Source organism: Pseudoalteromonas sp. OFAV1 (assembly GCF_021532595.1).
Classification (GTDB): Bacteria; Pseudomonadota; Gammaproteobacteria; order Enterobacterales; family Alteromonadaceae; genus Pseudoalteromonas; species Pseudoalteromonas lipolytica_C.
This window is the reverse complement of sequence record NZ_JAKGBG010000015.1, coordinates 61509-82814: the sequence shown is the minus strand read 5'-3', so window position 1 is coordinate 82814 and position 21306 is coordinate 61509. Positions and strand designations below refer to the sequence as shown.

The following is a 21306-nucleotide window of genomic DNA, read 5'->3' as shown; positions in this document are numbered from 1 at the left end:
CTATGATCCAAAAAAAAGTGGTTACTGCCAATGGGTAACTGGCAATAACTTAAAAACGTGTTGATTTAGTAACTTACAGCGTATGGAAAGGTAAGCTATAAAATCATAAAAGCCCCTGTGAAACCCAAGCTACGTATTTTATTAGCTGGGGATCTAGACGGGGCTTTTAGTCGGCGTGACTAATTAATTAGTCTTCGTCGATTGTGTTAGCGTAGCCTTCAGCGTCTAACAGGTTATCAAGCTCTGATGTGTCAGATGCTTTGATACGGAATAACCAACCGTCAGTGTATGGGTCGTTATTTACTGTTTCAGGCGAATCTTCAAGATCTTCGTTGATTGCAACGATTTCACCGCCGATTGGTGCGTAGATGTCTGATGCTGCTTTTACAGACTCAGCTACTGCGCAGTCTTCACCCGCGTCAACTTCATCACCAACTTCTGGTAATTCAACGAATACCATGTCGCCAAGAAGTTCTTGTGCGTGCTCAGTGATACCTACAGTAAACGTACCGTCACCTTCGTCGCGAACCCACTCGTGTGAAGTAGCATATTTTAATTCGCTTGGGATATTGCTCATCTTTTTGTTCCTTTGGTTCTGTTACCAATCATGCTAACAACTCAACATGATTGGCATTATTAGGTGATAACACCAAATTTTTTATAGTTTAGATAACTGATTTGCCGTTACGTACAAAGCAAGGTTTAACAACCTTAACGTTAACCAGTTTTTTACGCATCTCTACTTGGGCTGTTTCGCCAGTTGAACGCGGAACGCGTGCTAGCGCAACACTGTGACCAAGAGTTGGTGAGAATGTACCAGAGGTAATCACCCCTTCACCACCTTCAACGATGACTTTTAAACCGCTACGCAATACGCCTTTTTCTTCAAGCACTAAACCAACTAGTTTGTCTGTGCTTTTGTCAGCGCGTTGCTGTTCTAATACTTCACGACCGATAAACTTACGATCTTCTGGCTCCCATGCGATTGTCCACGCCATGTTTGCAGCAAGTGGAGAAACACTTTCGTCCATATCTAGGCCGTAAAGGTTCATACCTGCTTCAAGACGTAACGTATCACGTGCACCTAGACCCGCTGGCGCTACGCCTGCGTCTAGAAGTTGTTGCCATAAATCAGCAGCTTGATCGTTAGGTACTACGATTTCATAACCATCTTCGCCAGTATAGCCTGTTGTCGCAATAAATAAATCACCTGCTTGCACACCAAAGAAAGGCTTCATACCTTCAACAGCAGCTTGTTGCTCTGCGTTAAGTACTGTTGCTGTTTTAGCACGTGCGTTAGGGCCTTGAACGGCAATCATTGCAAACTCAGGACGCTCAGTAACCGTTACGGCGAAATCAGCCGAAACTTTAGCTAAATGCGCTAAATCTTTTTCACGTGTTGCTGAGTTAACAACTAAACGGTAGTTCGTTTCTGAGAAGAAATAGATGATAAGGTCGTCGATTACGCCGCCTTCTTCGTTAAGCATACCTGTGTAAAGTGCTTTACCCGGTACAGTTAACTTAGCAACGTCGTTTGCCACTAGCTTACGTAAGAACGCTTGCGCTTGATCGCCTTGAACATCAACAATTGTCATGTGAGATACGTCAAACATACCTGCATCTGTGCGAACCGCATTATGCTCTTCGATTTGTGAACCGTAGTTGATTGGCATTTCCCAGCCGTGAAAATCAACCATTTTTGCGCCAGCTTCAAGGTGCTTAGCATGTAAAACTGTTTTAGAAGTCATAATATTCCTTCACTTTTAAATTAACCCACAAGTTGTGGGGCGTGGCCTCAATTTAATGAGGGGGAATAACATGGGCGGCGATTATACATTAGTTGCACAGTTGTCACACCCAAATTGCGATTTTGTAACTAAAAAACAGCTAAACACCCAAGTGCGTAGCTGTTTTAAAAATTTTATGTTTTAAGCAACGTTGGCTAAGGCTAAATCAAAGCCAAGCTGCTGTAAGTGCGTTTGCCATTTATCAAGCTCTGCTTGGCGCGCCACCAGCTGAAATTGCTGTGTTGCTTGGTTATCTATGGCGGTAATAAATACCTCACCACTTTGTGCACCATAGCAGCTGCGCATGTCTGATAAACGCAGTCCCGGCGTTAGCTTAAAGCTATCGACCAAAGCATCAAACGCTTGCTCACCACTTAGGGTTAGCGCGCTTAAATCGTCACGCATTACATAATCAATGTCGTAACGTAGTTGTTGCTCATTAATAAGCGACTGTAATTGCACGCTGGCATCTTTACCTAATACAAAACGAAATGCAGTTTCGTTAAAGTAATACAGGGCATAAGCGTAGCTGCTTGTTAGGTCATCGTCTAATGAACTACGTAAGCCTAAACCACTAGCGGTTAGCTTATTAATATCAAGACCTAAAATAGCCGTTAAAAATGGGATTGCTTCAGTGCCACTAAAATCCATAATGGCAGTATCGCTATTAGCTTGTAGCACGTTGTCTGCTGGGGTCTCAGCTTGGCTGTGGCGAGCAAACATTATTGGCGTAAAAGTCATATGTGACACCTATCAATCATTAATGGCTGAAGTATATTGCGCCGTGCTAGCAACAACAAATTGTAATTATTTATCAATTGATAAATAATGCTTATATATACAGCCCTATAAATAGAATTTTTTAATGAAAAACATTTCTACCGATAGTTTACGTACTTTAGTCACTGTTGTTGAAGTTGGCGGATTTGCCAAAGCAGGTGAATTATTGGGGCTATCGCAACCGGCTGTGAGCTTACAAATAAAGCGCCTTGAAGACATGCTGGGCCATAAGCTGTTTAAAAAGCAAGGTCAGCGCCAAGTGCTTAATCAGTATGGCGAATTGCTTATGCCACTAGCAAAGCAAATGCTGCAACAAAACGATGCTATTTTGCAGCAGTTCACCAGTGAAAACGTGACCGGTAAAGTGCGCTTGGGGATCCCCAGTGAATTTGCTGCACGTATTTTACCTTCAATTATTGGTGACTTCGTGGCCCTCTACCCTGACGTATCACTCGAAGTGCGTTCTCGATTGAGTAAACATTTGTTGTCGGTCTCGCGCCAAGATCAATTCGATTTAGTGCTGGCATTAAACGAAGAGCTAGAATCAGCTAAGTTCCCTATTTTTATGCAAGACCAACTCGTATGGGTGGGTGATTTAAACCTTGCACAAAATGATGTAGTAACGCTTGTAACCGCCCCTGAGGGATGTATTTATCGCCGCCGCGCAATCGAGGCACTACAAAGTGCGGGTATTAAATACCGCATTGCCTACAGTAATGCCGACTTAACCGGCCTAACTGCGGCGTTAAAAGAAGGCTTAGGCATTACAGTGCTGGCAAAAAGTACCGTGCCAAATGAGCTTAACTACCAACTGCAAACCAAAGACCTCCCCGAGCTTGGTCAAATCGGTATTAGTTTAATTAAACGCACCGACGACCCCGGCACCGCCGTAGATAAACTCGCCGAATTTATCGCCTTACGTTTGACGTAGGTGTGAGTTTTCAAAATTGTAAAAACGATTTTATATCTCGTAATTCAATGAATACTCACAAAGAGGAAAAGAGACGCTACGCTTTAGAGGAAAGTAACTAATAGTTTTATTGAGTTGCTCATTCACTTCTCATTATTTTCTCTTTGTGCAAAAAATAGTGAAACGTTGGGTTTCGCTCCGCTCTTCCCAACCTACGAGCTAATGAATCAAGCAATGTAAGTCGTCATTTATGGCGACACATAATAGTTAAAATTGACGGGCTAAAGCCCGACCTACATCTTGTTTCTGTGGTTTAGATAAGCATCGCGCGAAATAAATTTCACGCCTACAGGTGAGCATTTCAATTTAACTATGCGCAGGCACAATCTAACTAAAGGTTATAGCTTCTTTCTCCTTTACTCTTTCTAACTCGCTAACTTTTGAATCTGATAGCAGACGACTCGAGACGTTGTGTTTCGCTCCGCCTATTAAGTTTTACTTAACACCAACCCAAACCCGATATCGTAATACAATACTACTGTATTTCTTATAAGTGATTTAATTCATAAACTTACAGTTCATACCTGTTTTATTACAAATAGGATTGATTCGCATTATTTTACATGTTTTAATTGCGCCGGTTAAAAAAATCTAAACATACACAGGACACACAATGACACCTAAGTTTATTGTTTCTACGCTTTCGACTGCGGTCGCTTTATCTTTAAGCGCTAATGCTTTTGCAAAAGATGTAACTAAAGAAGAGAAAAACTTCGAGCAAATCACTGTAATTGGCTCTGCATCTGCAATTAACGATATTCCTGGCTCTGCTACTTTTATTGATGAGCAAGAACTAGAAAAGTTTGAATATACTGATATCTCTCGTGTTTTAAGTGCTGTACCTGGTGTATATGTACAAGAAGAAGACGGCTATGGCCTTCGTCCTAACATCGGTATGCGTGGTACGGGTACGGGTCGTAACGACAAAATCTCAGTAATGGAAGATGGTGTACTTGTAGCACCAGCACCTTACTCAGCGCCTTCTGCTTACTACTTCCCTACTATGGGTCGTATGGAGTCAATCGAAGTACTTAAAGGTGCAGCTTCTGTTAAGTATGGCCCACGTACAACAGGCGGTGTTTTAAACTTAGTTTCTCGTAGCTTACCAACTGAAGGGTCTAAAGGTTTACTTAACGCCGAGCTTGGTAGCGACGGTTTCTACAAAGGTCATGCTTACTTCGGTAAAAAGAAAAACAATGCTGCGGGCCTTGTAGAAGTATTTACTTACGGTGCAGATGGCTTTAAAGATTTACCTGTAGGTAGCGACAACACAGGCTTCGAAAAGAACGATTTCTTATTAAAGTTTGGCTTTGACTTTGGTGATAACGAAGCACACAGCCTAGAAATGAAGTTAAAGTACTCAGACGAGCGCTCTGACGAAACGTACATGGGCTTAACTGACGTTGATTACCAAGAAAACCCTTACCGTCGTTATGCAGCATCGCAAAACGATGAAATGAACACACAACACAATGCATACCAAATCAACTATGCATACCGCTTCGGTAAAGGTTACGAGTTACTTGCTACTGCTTACCTAAATGACTTCCACCGTAACTGGTATAAAGCAAGCAAAGTAGGCACAAGTAACCTTGAGCAATACAGCGAGTTTGAAGCAAATCCAACGAGCGAAGGTATTGAAGGCGTTGCAGTAAAAGCAAACAACCGTGATTACCAAGCGAAAGGCTTACAAACTGAATTCCATATCCCTGCAGGTAGCCACTACATCACTGTTGGTGCGCGTTACCACGAAGATGAAATGGATCGCTTCCAATGGCAAGACAAATACACGCTTAATCAAGACCTATCAATGACGCTAACTGAAAAAGGCGTGCCGGGTTCTGATAGCAACCGTGTAGACAGCGCCGAAGCGACGACCCTATTCATTCAAGATGAGTGGTCACTTGATGCATTAGTCATTAGCGCAGGTCTTCGCTACGAAGACATCACAATCAAACGTGTTGAATGGGCTAAGTCTGATCCAAACCGTGAAAATGGCCTAACAAAAGACATCAGCAACGACACAGAGATCTTAGTTCCATCACTAGGTGCTACTTATACTGTAAGCGATAACCTAACGCTTCTTGCTGGTATTCAAAAAGGTTACGCTCCAGCGGCACCGGGTAACGCAGATCAAGAAGAAGAAGAGAGTGTTAACATTGAGCTAGGTGGTCGTTACGATTACGCGGGTATTCAAGGTGAAGTAATTTACTTTAACTCTGACTACACAAACATGCACGGTAACTGTACTGCGGCTGTAGGTTGTAGCGATGACAACATTGGCGATCAATACAACTACGGTGAAGTATCTGTGTCTGGCTTTGAGCTAAGTGCAGGTAAAGTATTTGCTGCTAATGCAGCTTCGTTCCCTGTTCGCTTAACTTACACTTACACGGATTCTGAGTTCGACAACGCGTTTGAATCAGATCTTTGGGGTAGCGTAGAAAAAGGCGATGCAATGCCATACGTGCCTGAAAACCAATTAGCGCTTTCAGTGGGTGCTGAGTTCTCAAGCTTTGTATTCGATACGCAAATGCGTTATGTATCTGATGCACACGCAGACTTAACTAGCTCAGGTCGCAATGCAATCGACAGCCGCGTTGTATGGGATTTAGCTGCTAAATACCTAATCGACGACAAACAAAAAGTATACTTAACAGTAGACAACCTGTTTGACAAAACCTACGTTGCAAACCGTGCAAACGGCGGTATTCAACCGGGTAAACCACGTACCCTACAACTAGGTTACAGCTACTCGTTCTAATAAAACGACTTAGCGAAATATCAAAAGCCGTGTGATGAAAATCCCACGGCTTTTTTGTGGGTGAGAGTTAGCGAGATTGTAGCCGCGATTTTATATCGCGTAATTCAATGGATGCTCACAAAGAGGATAAGAGGCGCTGCGCTTTAGAGGAAAAACTACATAACTTTATGGTCTTTCTCATTCTCTTCTCATTGTTTTCTCTTTGTGCAAAAAATAGTGAAACGTTGGGTTTCGCTCCGCTCTTCCCAACCTACGAGCTAATGAATCAAGCACTGTAAGTCGTCATTTATGGCGACACATAACCGCTAACATTGACGGGCTAAAGCCCGACCTACGTGTTGCTTTTGTGGTTAAATAAGCATCGCGTGAAATAAATTTCACGCCTACGGATAAGCATTTCAATTTAACTATGCGCAGGCACAATCTAATCTAACTTCTAACCACTGATATCTAATATCTCCATTTTTTCGACGTTAAAACGCCTCCTACACCTCGTATCTCGTCCCTTTCCCCTTGCTAACTCGAAACTCACTAATTTTTACACACAAAAAAGCCGCGATGATGGGCGTACCGCGGCTTTGTCTAACTTGAAAAATCAGTTTGCTGGGTTACTTCCAGCTTCTCATCTTATGGCCTTTTAAGGCGTAGAATAAAATGAATACATAACTTGGGATCATAACGATGTAAGCACCTTGTGCGCCAAGGCCTGCTACGTTTCCTAAACCGATTAGTAATGGACCTAGTGCACCACCAGCAATACCCATGATCAATAAGCCTGATGCGGTGCCTGTTAAGCGACCTAAGCCAGCTAAAGCCAGTGGCCAAATTGCAGGCCAAACCATAGCATTAGCAAAGCCTAGTAACGCAATGCATAACAATGGGTCTGGTAATTGTGGGCCACCAAATGGCACTAATAATAGGTTTGAAATAATGAACGAGTCATTACTGCCAAGCACCACTAACAACACGGTAATAATACCGGCAATACCCGACATTAATAACGCCGTTTGTTGGCTCATAAAGCGTGGAATAGTTAAAATACCAATTGCGTAACCAATCAACATACACGCCATGGTGTAAGAGGTCATAACTGAATAATCAGCAACGCCAATTTGTAATGCGTACGAGCCAATGGTGTCTGCTGCAATAACTTCAACAGCAACGTATAGCGCAATACCCACTACACCTAAAACTAAGTGAGGGTGTGCTAGGGTTTCTTTAATTTCGCCTTTGCCGTTGGATGTTTCGTCTTCATCAAATACTAAATCAGGCAATGGTGCAAATTTGGCAAAGGCTGCAAATAACATAATTAACGCAGCAATCAATACATAAGGCATGATAAGGCTATTTGCCATAATGTCTTTTTGCTCTTGCGATAATTTACCAGCACCATCAACAACACCGCTTACAACTACAGCGGCAAAAATAACAGGCACAATAACACCCGCAAATTTGTTTAATAAGCCCATGATACACACCCGCACAGCGGCTGATTTCTCAGATCCCATTTTAACCACGTATGGGTTAACAGCGGTTTGTAATACGGTTTGTCCAACACCTATCATTAACTGTGCGAACAAGAAGATTTCGATCATTTGCAGTTTTGCAGCCGGAATATACATCAGCGCAGATAAAGCCATAATCGCACAGCCAATCGCCATACCATTCTTATAACCAACGCGTTTAATCAGCATAGCCGATGGGATACCGGCAACTGTTACCGCAATATAAAAAGAAGAGATGATAAACGAAGCTTGTAACGGCGAAAGCTCAAGCATTTGCTGCAAAAATGGTGTAATTGCACCATTAAGCCACGTTATACACCCTAAGATAAAAAACATTGAGCCGGCCAATACCATTGGCAGCCAGATGCTTTGTTTTGTGTTGTTGTCACACTCAACCGTTGCTTCCATAATTGTTCTCTTAGTTTAATTATTTTTATTTGGTTGGAATCTAGTATACAACTCAACAGAGCTGTTCAATTTCCATACCAATCACAAAAATTTAATCATACACTAACAAAAATGACAGCGCTATCATTTTGCATTCATATAAGTCCAAAAAAGCCGCAGCTAATTGCTTAGCTGCGGCTTAAACTAAATAGTAACAACTAGTTAGGCGTTATTTACCAATTGCTTCTTTGGCGAACAAATGTTTAATTGGGCCAAGGTTGTCTACAAGGCTTAAACCAACACCACGTACGAGTTTTTTCAGTGGGTTAGCGCCTGCAAATAACTCTTTTAAGCCTTGCATCATGGCAATGTGTTTTTGTGCATCAAGCTTACGAGTACGTTCATAATCACGCAGCGTGCGTGCACTTGCAAATTCACCTTGCTCGTTACTTAATAGCTCAATTAAATAGGCGGCGTCTTTAAGGCCAAGGTTCATGCCTAAACCGGCTAATGGATGAATGGTATGCGCTGCATCGCCCATTAAAACCACTTTGCCCGACACCCACTGCTGGGCATAACGCATCTTAAGTGGAAACGCCATGCGCTCACTTTGCACTTCACATAAACCACATTGGCCATCGAGTGCTGCCATAACCGCTTTATTAAAGTGGCTATCATCAAGCGCTAAAAGTGTGTCGCAATGCTCTGGGCTTGTTGACCAAACTATTGAGTGCGTATGTTTATCTGGCAAGGGTAAAAACGCCAGCGGCCCGGTTGGCAAAAACACTTGGCGTGCCGTGTTGTTATGCTCAGCAGCAGTTTTAACCGTGGCAACAATGGCGTGATGGTCATAATCTTTAAAAGTAATTGGCATATTGAACTGCTTGCGAATAGCCGAGTTAGCCCCATCAGCCGCCACTAATAACTTAGCAATCACAGGCTCGCCGCTTTCAAGAGTAATAAACACATCAGAATCAGTTTGATGAATTTGCTGGTAGCGGGTTTCGAATAATAAAGTGGCATTACTTTGCTTTTCAAGTTCGCTAATTAAAGCGTAGCGAATAATGTCATTTTCAACGATATGACCTAACTGCGGCAAATCGAGATCGTTATGATCAAAATGAATTTTGCCAAAGCTGTCTTGATCACGTACATCCATCGAGGTATACGATGTAGCACGTTGTTTAATGATCTCTGGCCATACATTTAATGACTCAAATAAGCCCTGACTAGCTAGGCTTAATGCGCTCACGCGAAGTGCGTAATCATCACCCGGTAAAGTTTGATTTTTACTCGCATCAATCACCACAACGCTGATATCTGCTTTTGCTAAACCAAGTGCTAGCGTAAGGCCAACACAGCCACCACCGACAATACAAACTTGTGCTTGTTTCATATCCGTTTACCTTGCTTAACCTGACCCATAAGCTGTTTTGCCAGTGGGGTTTTTAACGAGGAGAATAAATCCATTGAGAAAAGACCAATGTTGCGACCAAGCGCAAGCAATCGTGATGAGTTTGAGAACAAACGCACTAGGCTGTCTGTGAGTGTCATCACGGTAGTAATATCTTTACTGCGAGTTTGGCTGTAATAACGAGTAAAAGCGTAATCACCAAGGTCGCTTCTATTTGCCATATCACACAATAATTGCACATCACGTAGCCCTAAATTAAAGCCCTGTCCGGCAATTGGGTGGATTGCATGGCCTGCATTACCAATTAATACTGTACGGTGGTTGCTCAGTGATTCGGCTTTACCGTACACAAGCGGATAACTTGCACGCATACCCACTTTACTAAATGAGCCACCGCAATAACCAAATGCTTTTTGCAGCGCAGCTAAAAAGGCATCATCTTCAAGTGCCATATGGTGCTCAATTTGCTCAGGCTCCATACACCATACCAGTGAGTATCGATTGTTACTCATTGGCAACAGTGCCATTGGGCCGTGCTCGGTAAAGCGCTCAAAGGCATGATGATGATGACCACCAGCCACTTCGATGTTGGCAATAATTGCCGCTTGCTGATAAGCGCGAGTATTAAACTCAATATTAGCCAGTTTACGACTTTGCGAATGAGCGCCATCGGCAATCACCACAAGTTTTGCGCTTAACTGCTCGCCAGAGTTTAGCGTGATGATGGCACAGTTGCTTTGGTATTCAAGCTTGGCAACCGTATCTGGGCAAAACAAACTAACATCTGTACGAGTAAGTTGCTGGTGAAGACTACGCCCAAATGGATTCACTTCAACCACATAGCCAAGGGCATCATGACCATATTCTTGGCAATCAATATGCGTTTTACCAAAATGACCACGATCAGATACGGTTACTTTTTCAATCGCTGCTGCAAATGACGCTTGGCAATCAAACGCATTGATTGATTTTAAGTACTGAACAGACTGCTGAGCCAGCGCAATGCTTCTATCATCAAAGCTTGGGTGATAGTCTGCGCTTACTTCATTTGCTTCAATTACAGCGATTGATAACTGATTATTGCTCTGTTTTAGGCCCAGAGCACAACTTGCTCCCGCCATTCCACCGCCGATAATGACAACATCAAACTGCTTTGCCACGCTTGCTCCTAGCCTTTATTTGCTTGCATCACTGCTTCAATGTCACTAATGGTTTTAGGAACCGAAATGGTCAGGTTTTCATGGCCATCTTCAGTGACAAGTAAGTTATCTTCAATACGAATACCGATGCCTTTATATTGCTCTGGTGCTTTTGCATCTTCGCTAATATATAAACCCGGTTCGATAGTTAGCACCATGCCCGGCTCAAATACGCGCTCTTTTTCATCAAGCTTGTATTCGCCAACATCGTGTACGTCTAATCCTAACCAATGACCAAGACCATGCATGTAAAATGCTTTGCATGCTTGTTTTGCCATAAGCTCATCAAGCTCGCCGGTTAAAATGCCTAAATCAATAAGCCCTTGCGTTAATACTGTTGAGGCTAATTCATTGGCTTTAGATAAACTACCGCCCGGCTTAACTTGGCTAAATGCTGCTTCTTGGGCTGCTAATACAATGTTGTAAAGCGCCGCTTGTGGTTCGCTAAATTTGCCATTAATTGGGAAGGTGCGTGTAATATCTGCCGCATAACCTTCAAGTTCACAGCCAGAATCAATTAATACTAAATCGCCATCTTTTAGCTCAGCATCATTTTGTGTGTAGTGCAAAATATTGGCATTGTCGCCACTGCCGACAATCGTGCCATAAGCAGGGTGACGAGCACCATTCATTGCATAATGATGATGAAGCTCTGCTTCTAATTGGTATTCAGTTGCGCCTGGTTTGGCAAACTGCATAGCGCGAATATGGCCTTGTGCACTAATTTCGCACGCTGTGCGCATAATGTTTAATTCTGCATCAGATTTAAACAAACGCATCTCATGCACTAAACCACGAATATCTTTAATGGTATGTGGGGCTTTATAGCCTTTTTTAGGTGCGCTGCGAAGTGTGCTTAATAAATCCCAAATTTTTGCATCGAAATTTGCGTAAGTACCTTGTGCATAAAATAAAATCTGCTGGCCGTTCACCAAATCTAATAATTGTTCATCTAGTTCACTAAGTGGGCACGTTGCGTCGAATAAGTACTCAGATTTAGCTTTTTCGAAGCCAATTCGACGGCCATGCCAAATTTCAGCTAGTTTGTCTTTGTTACGACAAATAAGCGTACTTGGTGTATCGCTTGACGGGCAAAGCACTAAAACTGCATCAGGTTCGTTAAACCCTGTTAGGTAGAAAAAATCACTGTCTTGGCGAAATGCATATTCAGTATCACGGCTGCGTGTTACTTCTCCTGCAGCTGGAATAATAGCCACGCTGTTTTTATCCATCATCGCAAGCAAGCGCTCACGACGGGCTTTGAATTCAGCTTTATCGATAGCAATAGACGACATGCTAAACCTCTGTAATTTGATTAGTGAAGGGTCTTTTTAGTGCTTTTTCCCACTGGCTCTTTACCTAGCTCAGCAAAACATAACAATGCAGAAACACGCACATACTCAATCACTTCGTGCAGTGCTTGGCTGTCTTCTTCGGTCTCTTCAAACATGGTGTCTAGGCGGGTAATTTCACTAAAGTCGCTGATCACTTCTTTCACATCAGCTGATAACTTGCCGTAATCTTTTTGTTTTAAACCAAAACCAAGCATAAAACCCGATACCCAAGATACTAAGCCATTGGCTAAATCGATCAGCGTTTCATCATCGCTTGGTAAAAATAGGTCAAACTGAAATTCTTCATCACTAAAACTGGCAACAACCTGAGAATATACATCAGCAAAAAATGCTTTTAAATCTTTACTAAAAGCTTGGCCATCGTTGAATACATCACTTAATAAACCTAAGTATTCATCGGCTTCAATATTGATGCCACAGGCTAATAAACCACTTATCACACCATGGGCTTCTGACGGTGCGACAAAAATTTCATTTTTTTCTAATAACAATTGGGCTTGTTGGTAATCAGGTAACGTGCTCATAACTTTTTCTTTGTTCGGCTAAGTAACGTCATGCTACCACTCGATAAATCGCAACTCCAATTAATTGTATGATTGAGGTCAAAAAGCAATCTGAAAAGTAAATAAGCAGTTAAAGGTGGGGAAAAACTACGCGAACGATCCGCTTTTTTTGCTTCTATGGTTTAAGGATTGAAACTTGTCTTATATACTGAAGGTGTTCCCTAGGGTGCAGGAGCTTGGTTAAGTCCCTGAGCCGATAAATTTTATGTTAGGGTTTCTGTTCGTTTACTATTGTGCAAGCTCGGCATGTACCGAGAAGCCTACGGTAGACCGCAGATCCCCGCCCTGAAACCTCAAGGTTTCAGGACTGACACCGGGCACCGCATACTTGGGGAACACCATTTCTATTTAGTTACAAGCTACAAGCTACAAGCTACAAGCTACAAGCTACAAGCTACAAGCTACAAGCTACAAGCTACAAGCTACAAGCTACAAGCTACCAATACCTTCCCTTAGTTTTTCTCTAATACAAAACTTATTATTATTCGCGTGAAATAAATTTCACGCCTACGGTATTATTTAGTTTCAAGTTATCAATACTTTCCCTATATTTCCCTTTACAAGAAATTTTAGTTTTCGGCGTTGAAACGCTTCCTACATCTCGAAACTCGTTAACTTTACTCTTTCCCCTTGCTAACTCGCTAACTTGTTTGTTTTTCTGATAGCTGACGGCTGAAAGCTGATAGCTCCTGTGTGTTGGGTTTCATTTCACTCTACCCAACACACATGTTTTCAACCTATCGCCCCTACTTAAACCATCCCTGAAAGCGCTCCATTAATAGGTAATTAACTGGCACTAATAGCAAGGTGATAAGCGTTGCGAAGATAATCCCAAAGCCAAGGCTTACCGCCATAGGAATAAGGAATTGTGCTTGCGTTGCTTTTTCAAATAGCAATGGCATTAAACCAATAAAGGTGGTTAAACTGGTTAACATAACTGGGCGGAAACGTGCTGCCCCTGCAACCTTAACAGTTTCAAGTAAGTCACCGCCTTCTTCACGCTTCTTATTGATAAAATCAACCAGTACCAGTGAGTCATTCACTACCACGCCTATCAAGGCTAACATGCCAAGTAAGCTCATAATGGTTAACTCCATACCCATTACCCAGTGGCCCATTACCGCACCTATCATGCCAAACGGAGTAACACTCATCACGATCAATGGCTGAGTATACGATTTAAACGGTATCGCTAATAACGCATAAATAATAAAGAATACAAACACGAGGCCCCAAGCCAATGAACCAAATGACTCTCGCTGCTCTTTGGCTTCGCCTTCGAGTGTGTAATCAACACCTGGGTATTGCACCATTAGCTCATCTAAGTAAGTTTTTAAGTCTGCTTGTAGTACCGTCATATTGGTATTTGATTTTTCAACATCAGCTGTAACATTCAATGTTCGATAGCGGTCAATACGGTAAATAGACGATGGGCTTTGCCCCGGCACTAAAGTAGCCACATGCGAAAGCGGCACAGTCCCACCAGCAGGTGTTTTAATAAGTATGTCTTTTAAGTCTGCAACCGAGCGACGCTCTTCAATCGGTAAGCGCACCATTACCCGCACATCGTCGCGCCCACGTTGAATGCGCTGCACCTGCGCACCAAAAAACGAGTTACGCACTTGCTGCGATACATCAACACGGTTTAATCCAAGCGCTAACCCCTGCTCTGTCAGCTCAATTTGTAGCTCTTCTTTACCATCTGACATGCTATCGGCTATTTCGTACACAGTTGGATACGTCGATAAACGCACTTTAACTTTTTCAGCAACTGCTTCGAGGGTGTCGATTGAGCTACCGCTTAGCTGTACATCAATCGGGCTAGATGTTCGGCCAAACTCAGCACGGAAAGTGACACTCTCAGCTCCCGGTATAATACCGATAAGATCACGCCATTCGCTGGCAAGCTCTCGTGAGCCTATATCTGAATCACGCTTTTCTGCCGGCATGATCTCAAATCTAACACTACCGGTATTTGACGAACCACCACGGCCACCTGTGGTTGCCAAAATATTTAGAATCACACTTTGACCGTCTTCATCACGGTATTTATCTTGTAACTCTTTTGCCTTGTCTGACATTTTAATGACGTATTTATTGGTCACTTCAAACGGTGTTCCGGCAGGGAAAGTTACGGATGCACGTACAGTTTCACTTGGAATACGCGGGAAAAAGGTAAATTTAGTCCAACCACTTGTGATCAAGGTAACAATAATTACAAAAATCCCAACAAATAAGCTAACCGTAGCCATTTTATTCTTTAAAGCTAGATTCAATAATGGTTGGTAATACTTCATTATTGCGTGTTCAAAGCCATCGGCAAAACGCTGTTGAAGGCGCTCTAGTTTCGATGGTTCGCCTTTTTCATGGCGTAACTTTAAGTATTTTAAGTGTGCTGGTAATACAAACTTAGACTCAATCAAAGAGAACAGTAAAACAGGAATAACCACGACAGGAATTTGTGCAAAAATGGCGCCTCGAGCACCTTCAATAAAAGCGAGAGGTAAAAATGCCGCAACGGTTGTAAGTACACCAAAGGTGACTGGAGTTGCCACTTCTTGCGTTCCACGAATAGCGGCTTGCTCACCACTCTCTGCAGTTTTTAAATGGGTGTAGACGTTTTCACCGGTCACAATGGCATCGTCAACAACAATACCTAGCACCAAAATAAAACCAAATAAGCTGATTACATTAAGTGTGATACCAAATATTGGCATCATTAAAAACGCGCCCATGAACGACACAGGGATCCCAATAAATACCCAAAATGCTATGGCAGGACGCAAGAATAAGGTGAGTAGCGCAAGGACTAAAATTCCGCCCTGAATTGCGTTACTGGTAAGCGTTGCTATTCGGCTTTTTACAACTTCTGAGTCATCATCCCAATAACTTAACTCAAACCCTTCTGGTAGTTGGCTCTGATGCTCAGTTATGTAATTTTTTACCGCATCAGCAACTTCAATCGCACTTTGCGGGCCAATACGATACACATCAATAAATGCAGCTTGCTTACCATTAAAGCGAGTGCGAACAGGGGTTTCTTCAAAATCATCGCTAATACGAGCAATGTCACCTAAACGAATAATTGTGCCATCAGCTTGGTTTTTTACCACTATATTAGCAAATTCATCTTTGCGATAAGCTTGGCCTTTCGAGCGGATGAGTACATCACCCCCTTCTGTTTTTAAGTTACCGGCTGATACATCAGTACTAGAATTGCGAATTGCTGATGATATGTCAGCTAAGCTTAAATCATACTGGCGTAAGGTATCTTGGCTCACCTCTATTGCTATTTCGTAATCACGAACCCCACTTAGCTCAACTTGAGTTACACTTGGTAAACGCAGTAGTTCATCACGCACGGTTTCTGCGTATTCAAGGGTTTCTTTTTCGCCATAAATACTTGAAACAGAAACGGCAATTACTTCTCGCTTCCATTCAGCAAGCGAAACTATTGGTTTTTCAGCATCGACGGGAAAGGTGTTAATTGCATCTACTCGGCTTTTAATGTCAGCCAAAAGCTCCCTAGGATCATACCCAGTCTCAACTTCAATACTTACCGAAGAAGAACCTTCAGAAGAGCGGCTAGTGATACGCTTAACTCCCTCAAGATCTTGCACCGCTTCTTCTATGCGAATTGATACCCCTTTTTCAACATCTTCAGGAGTTGATCCTCGAAGTGATACACTGACACTAATTCGGTCAGACTCAAACGATGGAAACACTTCAAGTGGTATTTGCGTCGAAACGCTAAATAAACCCGCTAATAAAATGCTGATCAGCAATAAGTTTGCTGCAACATGATTCTTTGTAAACCAAGCAATCATTATTGCGCTCCTTGCTCTTTAGGCGGCTGTTGATTGCTTGAACGCTTAGCTTTTCCTCTGGTTGCCTGATACTCTTCGCTACCCATAACGGTAACTTGCGTACCAGAACTCACTTGACCAAGCGGTGTAATCACCAAGTTATCGCCTGCAGACAAACCATCAGCGACAACAGCTTGGTTAGCGTTTTGCCAAGCAAGTGCAATATTTTTACGACGCAGTACACCCTGCTCTTCTACGTAAACATAGGTGCCTTGGTAAATTGCGCTATTTGGGATCACAATGGCATTTTCAATAGCTTTACCAGTAATTTGTGCTTTGATGTACTGACCAATTTTAATTGGATACTGATTCACAGTCGTGGCTTTATAAGGGTCGTTAATTTGCGCAACCACATAAAGCTGCTGCGCATTTTCATCTATAGCGCCTTCAGTACGAATAACTTGACCTTGCCAATGCTGTTTACCAACAAGGTCTGAGCTGAATTCAACTAATGAACCCGCGCTATTTTTAGCCCCATCACGAAATTGCTCTGGCAAATTAATAAACGGTAAGTCTTTATTTTTGATTGGTAAACGGATCTCAACTCTATCGATAGCATAAATACTGGCAAGCTCCATGTTATTACTCACCACTTGGCCTAAATCAACGCTACGACTTAAAACACGACCCGCATATGGTGCTGTGATCTTTGTACGCTCTAAATCAAGTTTCGCTTTTTCAAGTGTCGCTTGCGCAGACAACACACTGGCTTCGGCTGCTGCTAATTGTGGTTTACGAAGTACCAAGCTACTTGCTTGCTCACCTTTACCTAAGCGCTTCCAGTCAGTTTCGGCCTGCCGACCACGAGCCTGTTCTTCAAGTAAACCCTGCTCGGCTGTTAATAAGGCCGCTTGCGCTGATTTTACTTCGGCACGGTGATCTCTATCATCTAATCGCAACAACACATCGCCTTTTTCAAAAAAGCCACCTTCGCGAAATTGCTCACTTATTTCAATAATTTGCCCTGATGCTTGCGCGACTAACATACTTTGCGTTCGCGGTTTTACGGTACCAAAACTATCAATCATCACTTGATAAGTTTCTGGCGTTAAGGTTTTAACAGCCACATTTACTTTCGCTTTCGGTGGTGAAGAAAAACGATTTGCTTGCGGCGGGTTACCTTTAATAAACATGACGAGTAATACCGTCACGACAATGACAATAACTGGAATTAATATTTTACGTGTCTTAGTATTCATGATTATTGCTCTGCTACTTCGCTATTTGCTTCACTAAAGTCACCGCCAAGGGCAATGTGTAAGTTGATTCTATTTTTAATAAGTTGGTTTTTGAGTTCGATAACAGAGCTTTGCGCGTTAAAAGAGCGATCTTGCGCATCAAGCACTGTCGTGTATGTTACTAAACCACTTTGATATTGCTCAAAAGACAAACGCTCTGCGGCAATTGCATTTTCTTGTGCTTCTAAGGTTTTTTCATAACGCACTTTCAAGGCTTGCTCTTGGCTGATTGCAGTTTCAACTTCATTAAATGCATCATAGAGTGTGGCAAGGTAAGCTTGCTCCTGACGTTTAACGCTAAGCCTTGCCTGCTCTTCATTGGCTTTTAAGCGACCACCTTCAAAAAGCGGCATTGAAATACTACCTATCAGTGACCAAGCTAAGCTTGAAGGCGAAAATAAATCACTCACTCTATCTGTGCTATCACTGATAGATGCTGAAAGATTTAAGCTCGGAAAACGTTGTTTGTGCGCGTAAGCAAGTCCTGCATCAGTACTTAACAACTGATACCAGCTTGCCATTAACGCTGGTTTGCGGGTGATAAGCTCTGAAGGTAAACCCAAAGGAATTGTATTCTCAAGTAGTGGCAAATCGGCACTAACCGATAATGCCCCAGCAGGATATTGGCCTGTTAAACGCTCTAAATCACGAATTGATTTAGTTAAGGTAGCTTGCTGTGCAGCAATATTCGAGCGCTCAGTATTTAGCTCATTACGGGCAAGGTAAACGTCAAGCGCTTCATTTAAACCTTGACGATAACCCGACTCAATAATATCTAAGTTTTTCTCGGCGTTTTGTTCGCGCTGCTTATATAGTTCAAGTAATTTGTGGTTAGTAATTACATCAAACCAACCCGAAACCACATCAGCTACTAATTGTTGTTTGCTTTGCGAAAATGTGGCTTTTTCAGCTAAATATTCCAGGTTTGCTTGCCGTTCAGAGGCCGATAATTTGCCCCATAAATCAACTTCGTAGCTTAATTCTAATGATGCAGAACTAGCGTTGTTATAACTAACAGGGCGATTATCTTTACTACGGCTCGCTCGTGTTGATAAATCAAGGCTTGGCCATAAATCGGCCCCAGCAGCAATAAGCTGTTGCTCTTTAATCGCCACATCATAACCTGCTTGTAAAATTGCTTGGTTATGGGCTAATGCTTGCTCCACTAAATTAAAAACTTGAGGGTCCTGTAACTGCTGCAACCAATTATCTTCAACAGCAAGAATTTTGTTGTCCGTAGGTAATTGCTGCCATGTACTTGGTAAGGCCTCAAGCTCAGCGACTCGTTCATTATGAGTCGTCTGGCTTGCACATGCACTTAGCAAAATTACACTTAAAGCCAATAAACTCGGCTTATATTGCCAATTCATTCTAAAAACCTGAAAAACATCTATTTATGATTGTAATTCAAGCACTACCTTAAGTTTTGCTCAACTGACTTTACATAACATTACACAGTCTGGTATTTGGTAAGGATGAACTGTAGAAAAATAGGGATAAGCTGCGAGTTTACAAAATTGTAGCGATTTTATACCGCATAGAAATGGTTTAAATGGTGAAGAATTTAATTTGATAACACGGGGTAAACCCGCTGCTACGAGTTCGGCGTTGAAACGCCTCCAACTTCTCGAGTCTAGTTCCTTGTAACTTGCTAACTTTACTCTTTCTCCTTGCTAACTCGTATATTTTAAATCTGATGGCTGATAACTCTGAGTTCGTTGGGTTTCACTCCGTTCTACCCAACCTACAAGGAAACAGAAACAAAAAAGCCTCGCGATTGCGAGGCCTTGAATCAATGGTGCCCAGAGGCGGAATCGAACCACCGACACGAGGATTTTCAACCCACGCTATATAACACCTAAAATATTGTTTTTACTAAACTTAATTACAAAAATTTTCCTATAATTTTCGTCTAGTTAATAAATTCTTTGTTGTTTAGTTAAAAATATAATGTTTTTATGTACTTATAGATTTTAAACTAACTAAACAAATTCAACCTATTGATGATGCCTTTTTTAACGCTCTTTTTCAATCCTTTGTTTAATATCAATACCTTTCTCTGCATCAGGCTTTAAAGCTTCAACTTTAGCATACCCTCTTCTGTACACCCTTTTAGTTGTTCCAAGATTAGAGTGACCTAGCAATTCAGACGCTTGAGCAATACTTTCACAATCACTTGCAGCTTTAGCCCTAAGATCTCGTTCTTGAAATCGTTGCTCTGGTTTTAATTCACCACTTGCTAACGCATTAGTCATCGCTTTATTCCACGCAGTTCTGATTCCTGATGCAGTTAACGGTTTATCTCGCTTAGAATTAGCATGGGATGCAAAGAAGTACCAATGAAGTATTGGCATACGCCTCTTTGCTACGTTGCGGTAACCATTTATTTCTTTTAATTCAGAAACCAAGTTAGCTAAATAATCACAATAATTATATTGAATCCTTACTTTGGTTTTTGACGTTTGCACTTTCAACCCTTCATTTTCACACCAATCTTTGCTGCTTAGGTTGATCATATCTGTTTGCCTTAAACCTGTTGCAAGCTTAAGCTCGATGTATAGCTGAAGCCAGCGTGGACAATATTTAAAAAAGACATCTATTTCTTCATCTAAAACGAGTCTATCTCGAGGCCTCTCAGGATTTCTGATTATTCCATTAAAAGGAGTGCAATCAATTATTCCCCACCGTACAGCATGGGTCATTATAGTGCTTAGTAAGGCAAATTCACGATTTCCTCTAACAGGTGCGCCCTCTCTAGCTCTCAAATCTAAGTACTGATAGGCATGACGTGCCCTAACCATAGTAGGGTTCATTGAGCCAAATCGTTTAATAAGGTTCTTAGCTGCTGCAATGTTGCTTTTGTGTGTATCTTTAGCTTTAGTCGGTGAAACTTCTTTCATATACCTATTTATCAAGTCGAACATTGTGCGGCATTCATAGTTTATTTCTGCGTAAGCATAATAATTTCTAAAGGCTTCATGTATGGTTTTACCTAGTCGAATATCTTTTTGCTCAGCCGCTCTTAAATAATAAGTGTCAGCTTTTTTGTTATAGATCATTCCTCTGGGTAGATTTTGATTTTCAGGTGAACGCTTTCTACCCATATTTCTAATCCTCTAAATTCAACTCAGTGTATTTAAAGATAGAACTATTATTAGAATTTCGCTGGTTTGGGCTTGCGCCTAGTTCAGCTTCAATAGATTTACGTAACACTTTTGGCCAGCCAAAAGCATCTAAGGTAAAGGTAATACGCATTGCGGTAAGTTGCTCAACTTGCTTCTGGCGTTGTTTTCTACCAGTAAGTTCAACAATTTCTTCTTTGGAAAGGAATAAGCTCATAGGTTTCTCACACTATTAAGTTTCCAGTCACTTTTAGCAACCGAATAATCAAAAAAACTCTAATTCCAAACGGAAATTATCTGTTTGGTAATAATTAACTCTTGATTTGCTCACGCAGCTAATGCGTGGCGACTTAAAG

Annotated in this window: 15 protein-coding genes, 1 tRNA gene and 1 other RNA gene; 3 read left to right on the top strand and 14 right to left on the bottom strand. The window is 41.9% G+C overall.

Annotated elements, in window-relative coordinates:
- Positions 1–187 precede the first annotated feature (187 nt).
- The 3 genes from gcvH to L1267_RS10705 form a co-directional block, all read right to left on the bottom strand.
- On the bottom strand, positions 188–577 hold the full coding sequence (gcvH, locus tag L1267_RS10715; RefSeq protein ID WP_062570365.1) for a glycine cleavage system protein GcvH: 390 nt from the start codon (positions 575–577) through the stop codon (positions 188–190).
- Positions 578–665: 88 nt separating this feature from the next.
- Positions 666–1748 carry a glycine cleavage system aminomethyltransferase GcvT gene (gene gcvT / locus L1267_RS10710; protein WP_199526747.1) on the bottom strand — a complete coding sequence of 361 codons (1083 nt, stop codon included), beginning with the start codon at positions 1746–1748 and terminating at the stop codon, positions 666–668.
- A 180-nt stretch (positions 1749–1928) separates the two neighbouring features.
- The gene (locus L1267_RS10705) at positions 1929–2528 is read right to left on the bottom strand and encodes a hypothetical protein (RefSeq protein ID WP_054560756.1); all 600 of its coding nucleotides are present in this window, start codon (positions 2526–2528) and stop codon (positions 1929–1931) included.
- A 124-nt stretch (positions 2529–2652) separates the two neighbouring features.
- Here L1267_RS10705 and L1267_RS10700 point away from each other — a divergent pair, with 124 nt between their 5' ends.
- Entirely contained in the window at positions 2653–3498 is an 846-nt protein-coding gene (locus tag L1267_RS10700) for a LysR family transcriptional regulator (RefSeq protein ID WP_054560757.1), read from the top strand.
- A gap of 652 nt (positions 3499–4150) precedes the next feature.
- Entirely contained in the window at positions 4151–6301 is a 2151-nt protein-coding gene (locus L1267_RS10695; RefSeq protein ID WP_235382792.1) for a TonB-dependent receptor family protein, read from the top strand.
- Between the two features lie 608 nt (positions 6302–6909).
- Here the strand turns inward: L1267_RS10695 and nagP are convergent.
- From nagP to L1267_RS10670, 5 genes are all read right to left on the bottom strand, one after another.
- Entirely contained in the window at positions 6910–8214 is a 1305-nt protein-coding gene (gene nagP / locus L1267_RS10690) for an N-acetylglucosamine MFS transporter NagP (protein ID WP_055198117.1), read from the bottom strand.
- Positions 8215–8422: 208 nt separating this feature from the next.
- Positions 8423–9589 carry an FAD-dependent monooxygenase gene (locus tag L1267_RS10685; RefSeq protein WP_235382791.1) on the bottom strand — a complete coding sequence of 389 codons (1167 nt, stop codon included), beginning with the start codon at positions 9587–9589 and terminating at the stop codon, positions 8423–8425.
- Positions 9586–10767 (bottom strand): 2-octaprenyl-6-methoxyphenyl hydroxylase, encoded by a 1182-nt coding sequence (ubiH, locus tag L1267_RS10680; protein ID WP_235382790.1) that lies wholly within the window; start codon positions 10765–10767, stop codon positions 9586–9588. Before ubiH ends, L1267_RS10685 begins: the two co-directional genes overlap by 4 nt.
- Positions 10768–10775: 8 nt before the next feature.
- Positions 10776–12101, bottom strand: coding sequence for a Xaa-Pro aminopeptidase (gene pepP / locus L1267_RS10675; RefSeq protein WP_235382789.1), 1326 nt, complete (start codon positions 12099–12101; stop codon positions 10776–10778).
- Positions 12102–12121: 20 nt separating this feature from the next.
- Positions 12122–12685 (bottom strand): UPF0149 family protein, encoded by a 564-nt coding sequence (locus tag L1267_RS10670; protein ID WP_135925810.1) that lies wholly within the window; start codon positions 12683–12685, stop codon positions 12122–12124.
- 194 nt (positions 12686–12879) lie between these two features.
- Here L1267_RS10670 and ssrS point away from each other — a divergent pair.
- Positions 12880–13063, top strand: a non-coding RNA gene (ssrS, locus tag L1267_RS10665) — 6S RNA.
- A 407-nt stretch (positions 13064–13470) separates the two neighbouring features.
- Here the strand turns inward: ssrS and L1267_RS10660 are convergent.
- The 6 genes from L1267_RS10660 to L1267_RS10635 all read right to left on the bottom strand — a co-directional run bounded on the left by L1267_RS10660 (position 13471) and on the right by L1267_RS10635 (position 21167).
- Positions 13471–16551: an efflux RND transporter permease subunit gene (locus tag L1267_RS10660; protein WP_235382788.1), complete on the bottom strand. Its 3081-nt coding sequence runs from the start codon at positions 16549–16551 to the stop codon at positions 13471–13473.
- On the bottom strand, positions 16551–17789 hold the full coding sequence (locus L1267_RS10655; protein WP_135925812.1) for an efflux RND transporter periplasmic adaptor subunit: 1239 nt from the start codon (positions 17787–17789) through the stop codon (positions 16551–16553). The genes L1267_RS10660 and L1267_RS10655 overlap by 1 nt, the downstream gene beginning before the upstream one ends.
- Positions 17790–17791: 2 nt before the next feature.
- Positions 17792–19198, bottom strand: coding sequence for an efflux transporter outer membrane subunit (locus L1267_RS10650; RefSeq protein ID WP_199526742.1), 1407 nt, complete (start codon positions 19196–19198; stop codon positions 17792–17794).
- Between the two features lie 426 nt (positions 19199–19624).
- Positions 19625–19695, bottom strand: a tRNA-Phe gene (locus tag L1267_RS10645).
- 148 nt (positions 19696–19843) lie between these two features.
- Entirely contained in the window at positions 19844–20932 is a 1089-nt protein-coding gene (locus tag L1267_RS10640) for a tyrosine-type recombinase/integrase (RefSeq protein ID WP_235382787.1), read from the bottom strand.
- Positions 20933–20936: 4 nt separating this feature from the next.
- Positions 20937–21167: a DUF4224 domain-containing protein gene (locus L1267_RS10635; RefSeq protein ID WP_054551308.1), complete on the bottom strand. Its 231-nt coding sequence runs from the start codon at positions 21165–21167 to the stop codon at positions 20937–20939.
- Between the last annotated feature and the right edge of the window lie 139 nt (positions 21168–21306).

Coding starts and splice junctions, on each gene's coding strand:
- L1267_RS10685 (WP_235382791.1), bottom strand. CDS start 9,589: ATGAAACAAGCACAAGTTTGTATTGTCGGTGGTGGCTGTGTTGGCCTT.
- L1267_RS10635 (WP_054551308.1), bottom strand. CDS start 21,167: ATGAGCTTATTCCTTTCCAAAGAAGAAATTGTTGAACTTACTGGTAGA.
- gcvT (WP_199526747.1), bottom strand. CDS start 1,748: ATGACTTCTAAAACAGTTTTACATGCTAAGCACCTTGAAGCTGGCGCA.
- L1267_RS10670 (WP_135925810.1), bottom strand. CDS start 12,685: ATGAGCACGTTACCTGATTACCAACAAGCCCAATTGTTATTAGAAAAA.
- L1267_RS10700 (WP_054560757.1), top strand. CDS start 2,653: ATGAAAAACATTTCTACCGATAGTTTACGTACTTTAGTCACTGTTGTT.
- gcvH (WP_062570365.1), bottom strand. CDS start 577: ATGAGCAATATCCCAAGCGAATTAAAATATGCTACTTCACACGAGTGG.
- nagP (WP_055198117.1), bottom strand. CDS start 8,214: ATGGAAGCAACGGTTGAGTGTGACAACAACACAAAACAAAGCATCTGG.
- L1267_RS10705 (WP_054560756.1), bottom strand. CDS start 2,528: ATGACTTTTACGCCAATAATGTTTGCTCGCCACAGCCAAGCTGAGACC.
- L1267_RS10650 (WP_199526742.1), bottom strand. CDS start 19,198: ATGAATTGGCAATATAAGCCGAGTTTATTGGCTTTAAGTGTAATTTTG.
- L1267_RS10655 (WP_135925812.1), bottom strand. CDS start 17,789: ATGAATACTAAGACACGTAAAATATTAATTCCAGTTATTGTCATTGTC.
- L1267_RS10660 (WP_235382788.1), bottom strand. CDS start 16,551: ATGATTGCTTGGTTTACAAAGAATCATGTTGCAGCAAACTTATTGCTG.
- L1267_RS10640 (WP_235382787.1), bottom strand. CDS start 20,932: ATGGGTAGAAAGCGTTCACCTGAAAATCAAAATCTACCCAGAGGAATG.
- pepP (WP_235382789.1), bottom strand. CDS start 12,101: ATGTCGTCTATTGCTATCGATAAAGCTGAATTCAAAGCCCGTCGTGAG.
- L1267_RS10695 (WP_235382792.1), top strand. CDS start 4,151: ATGACACCTAAGTTTATTGTTTCTACGCTTTCGACTGCGGTCGCTTTA.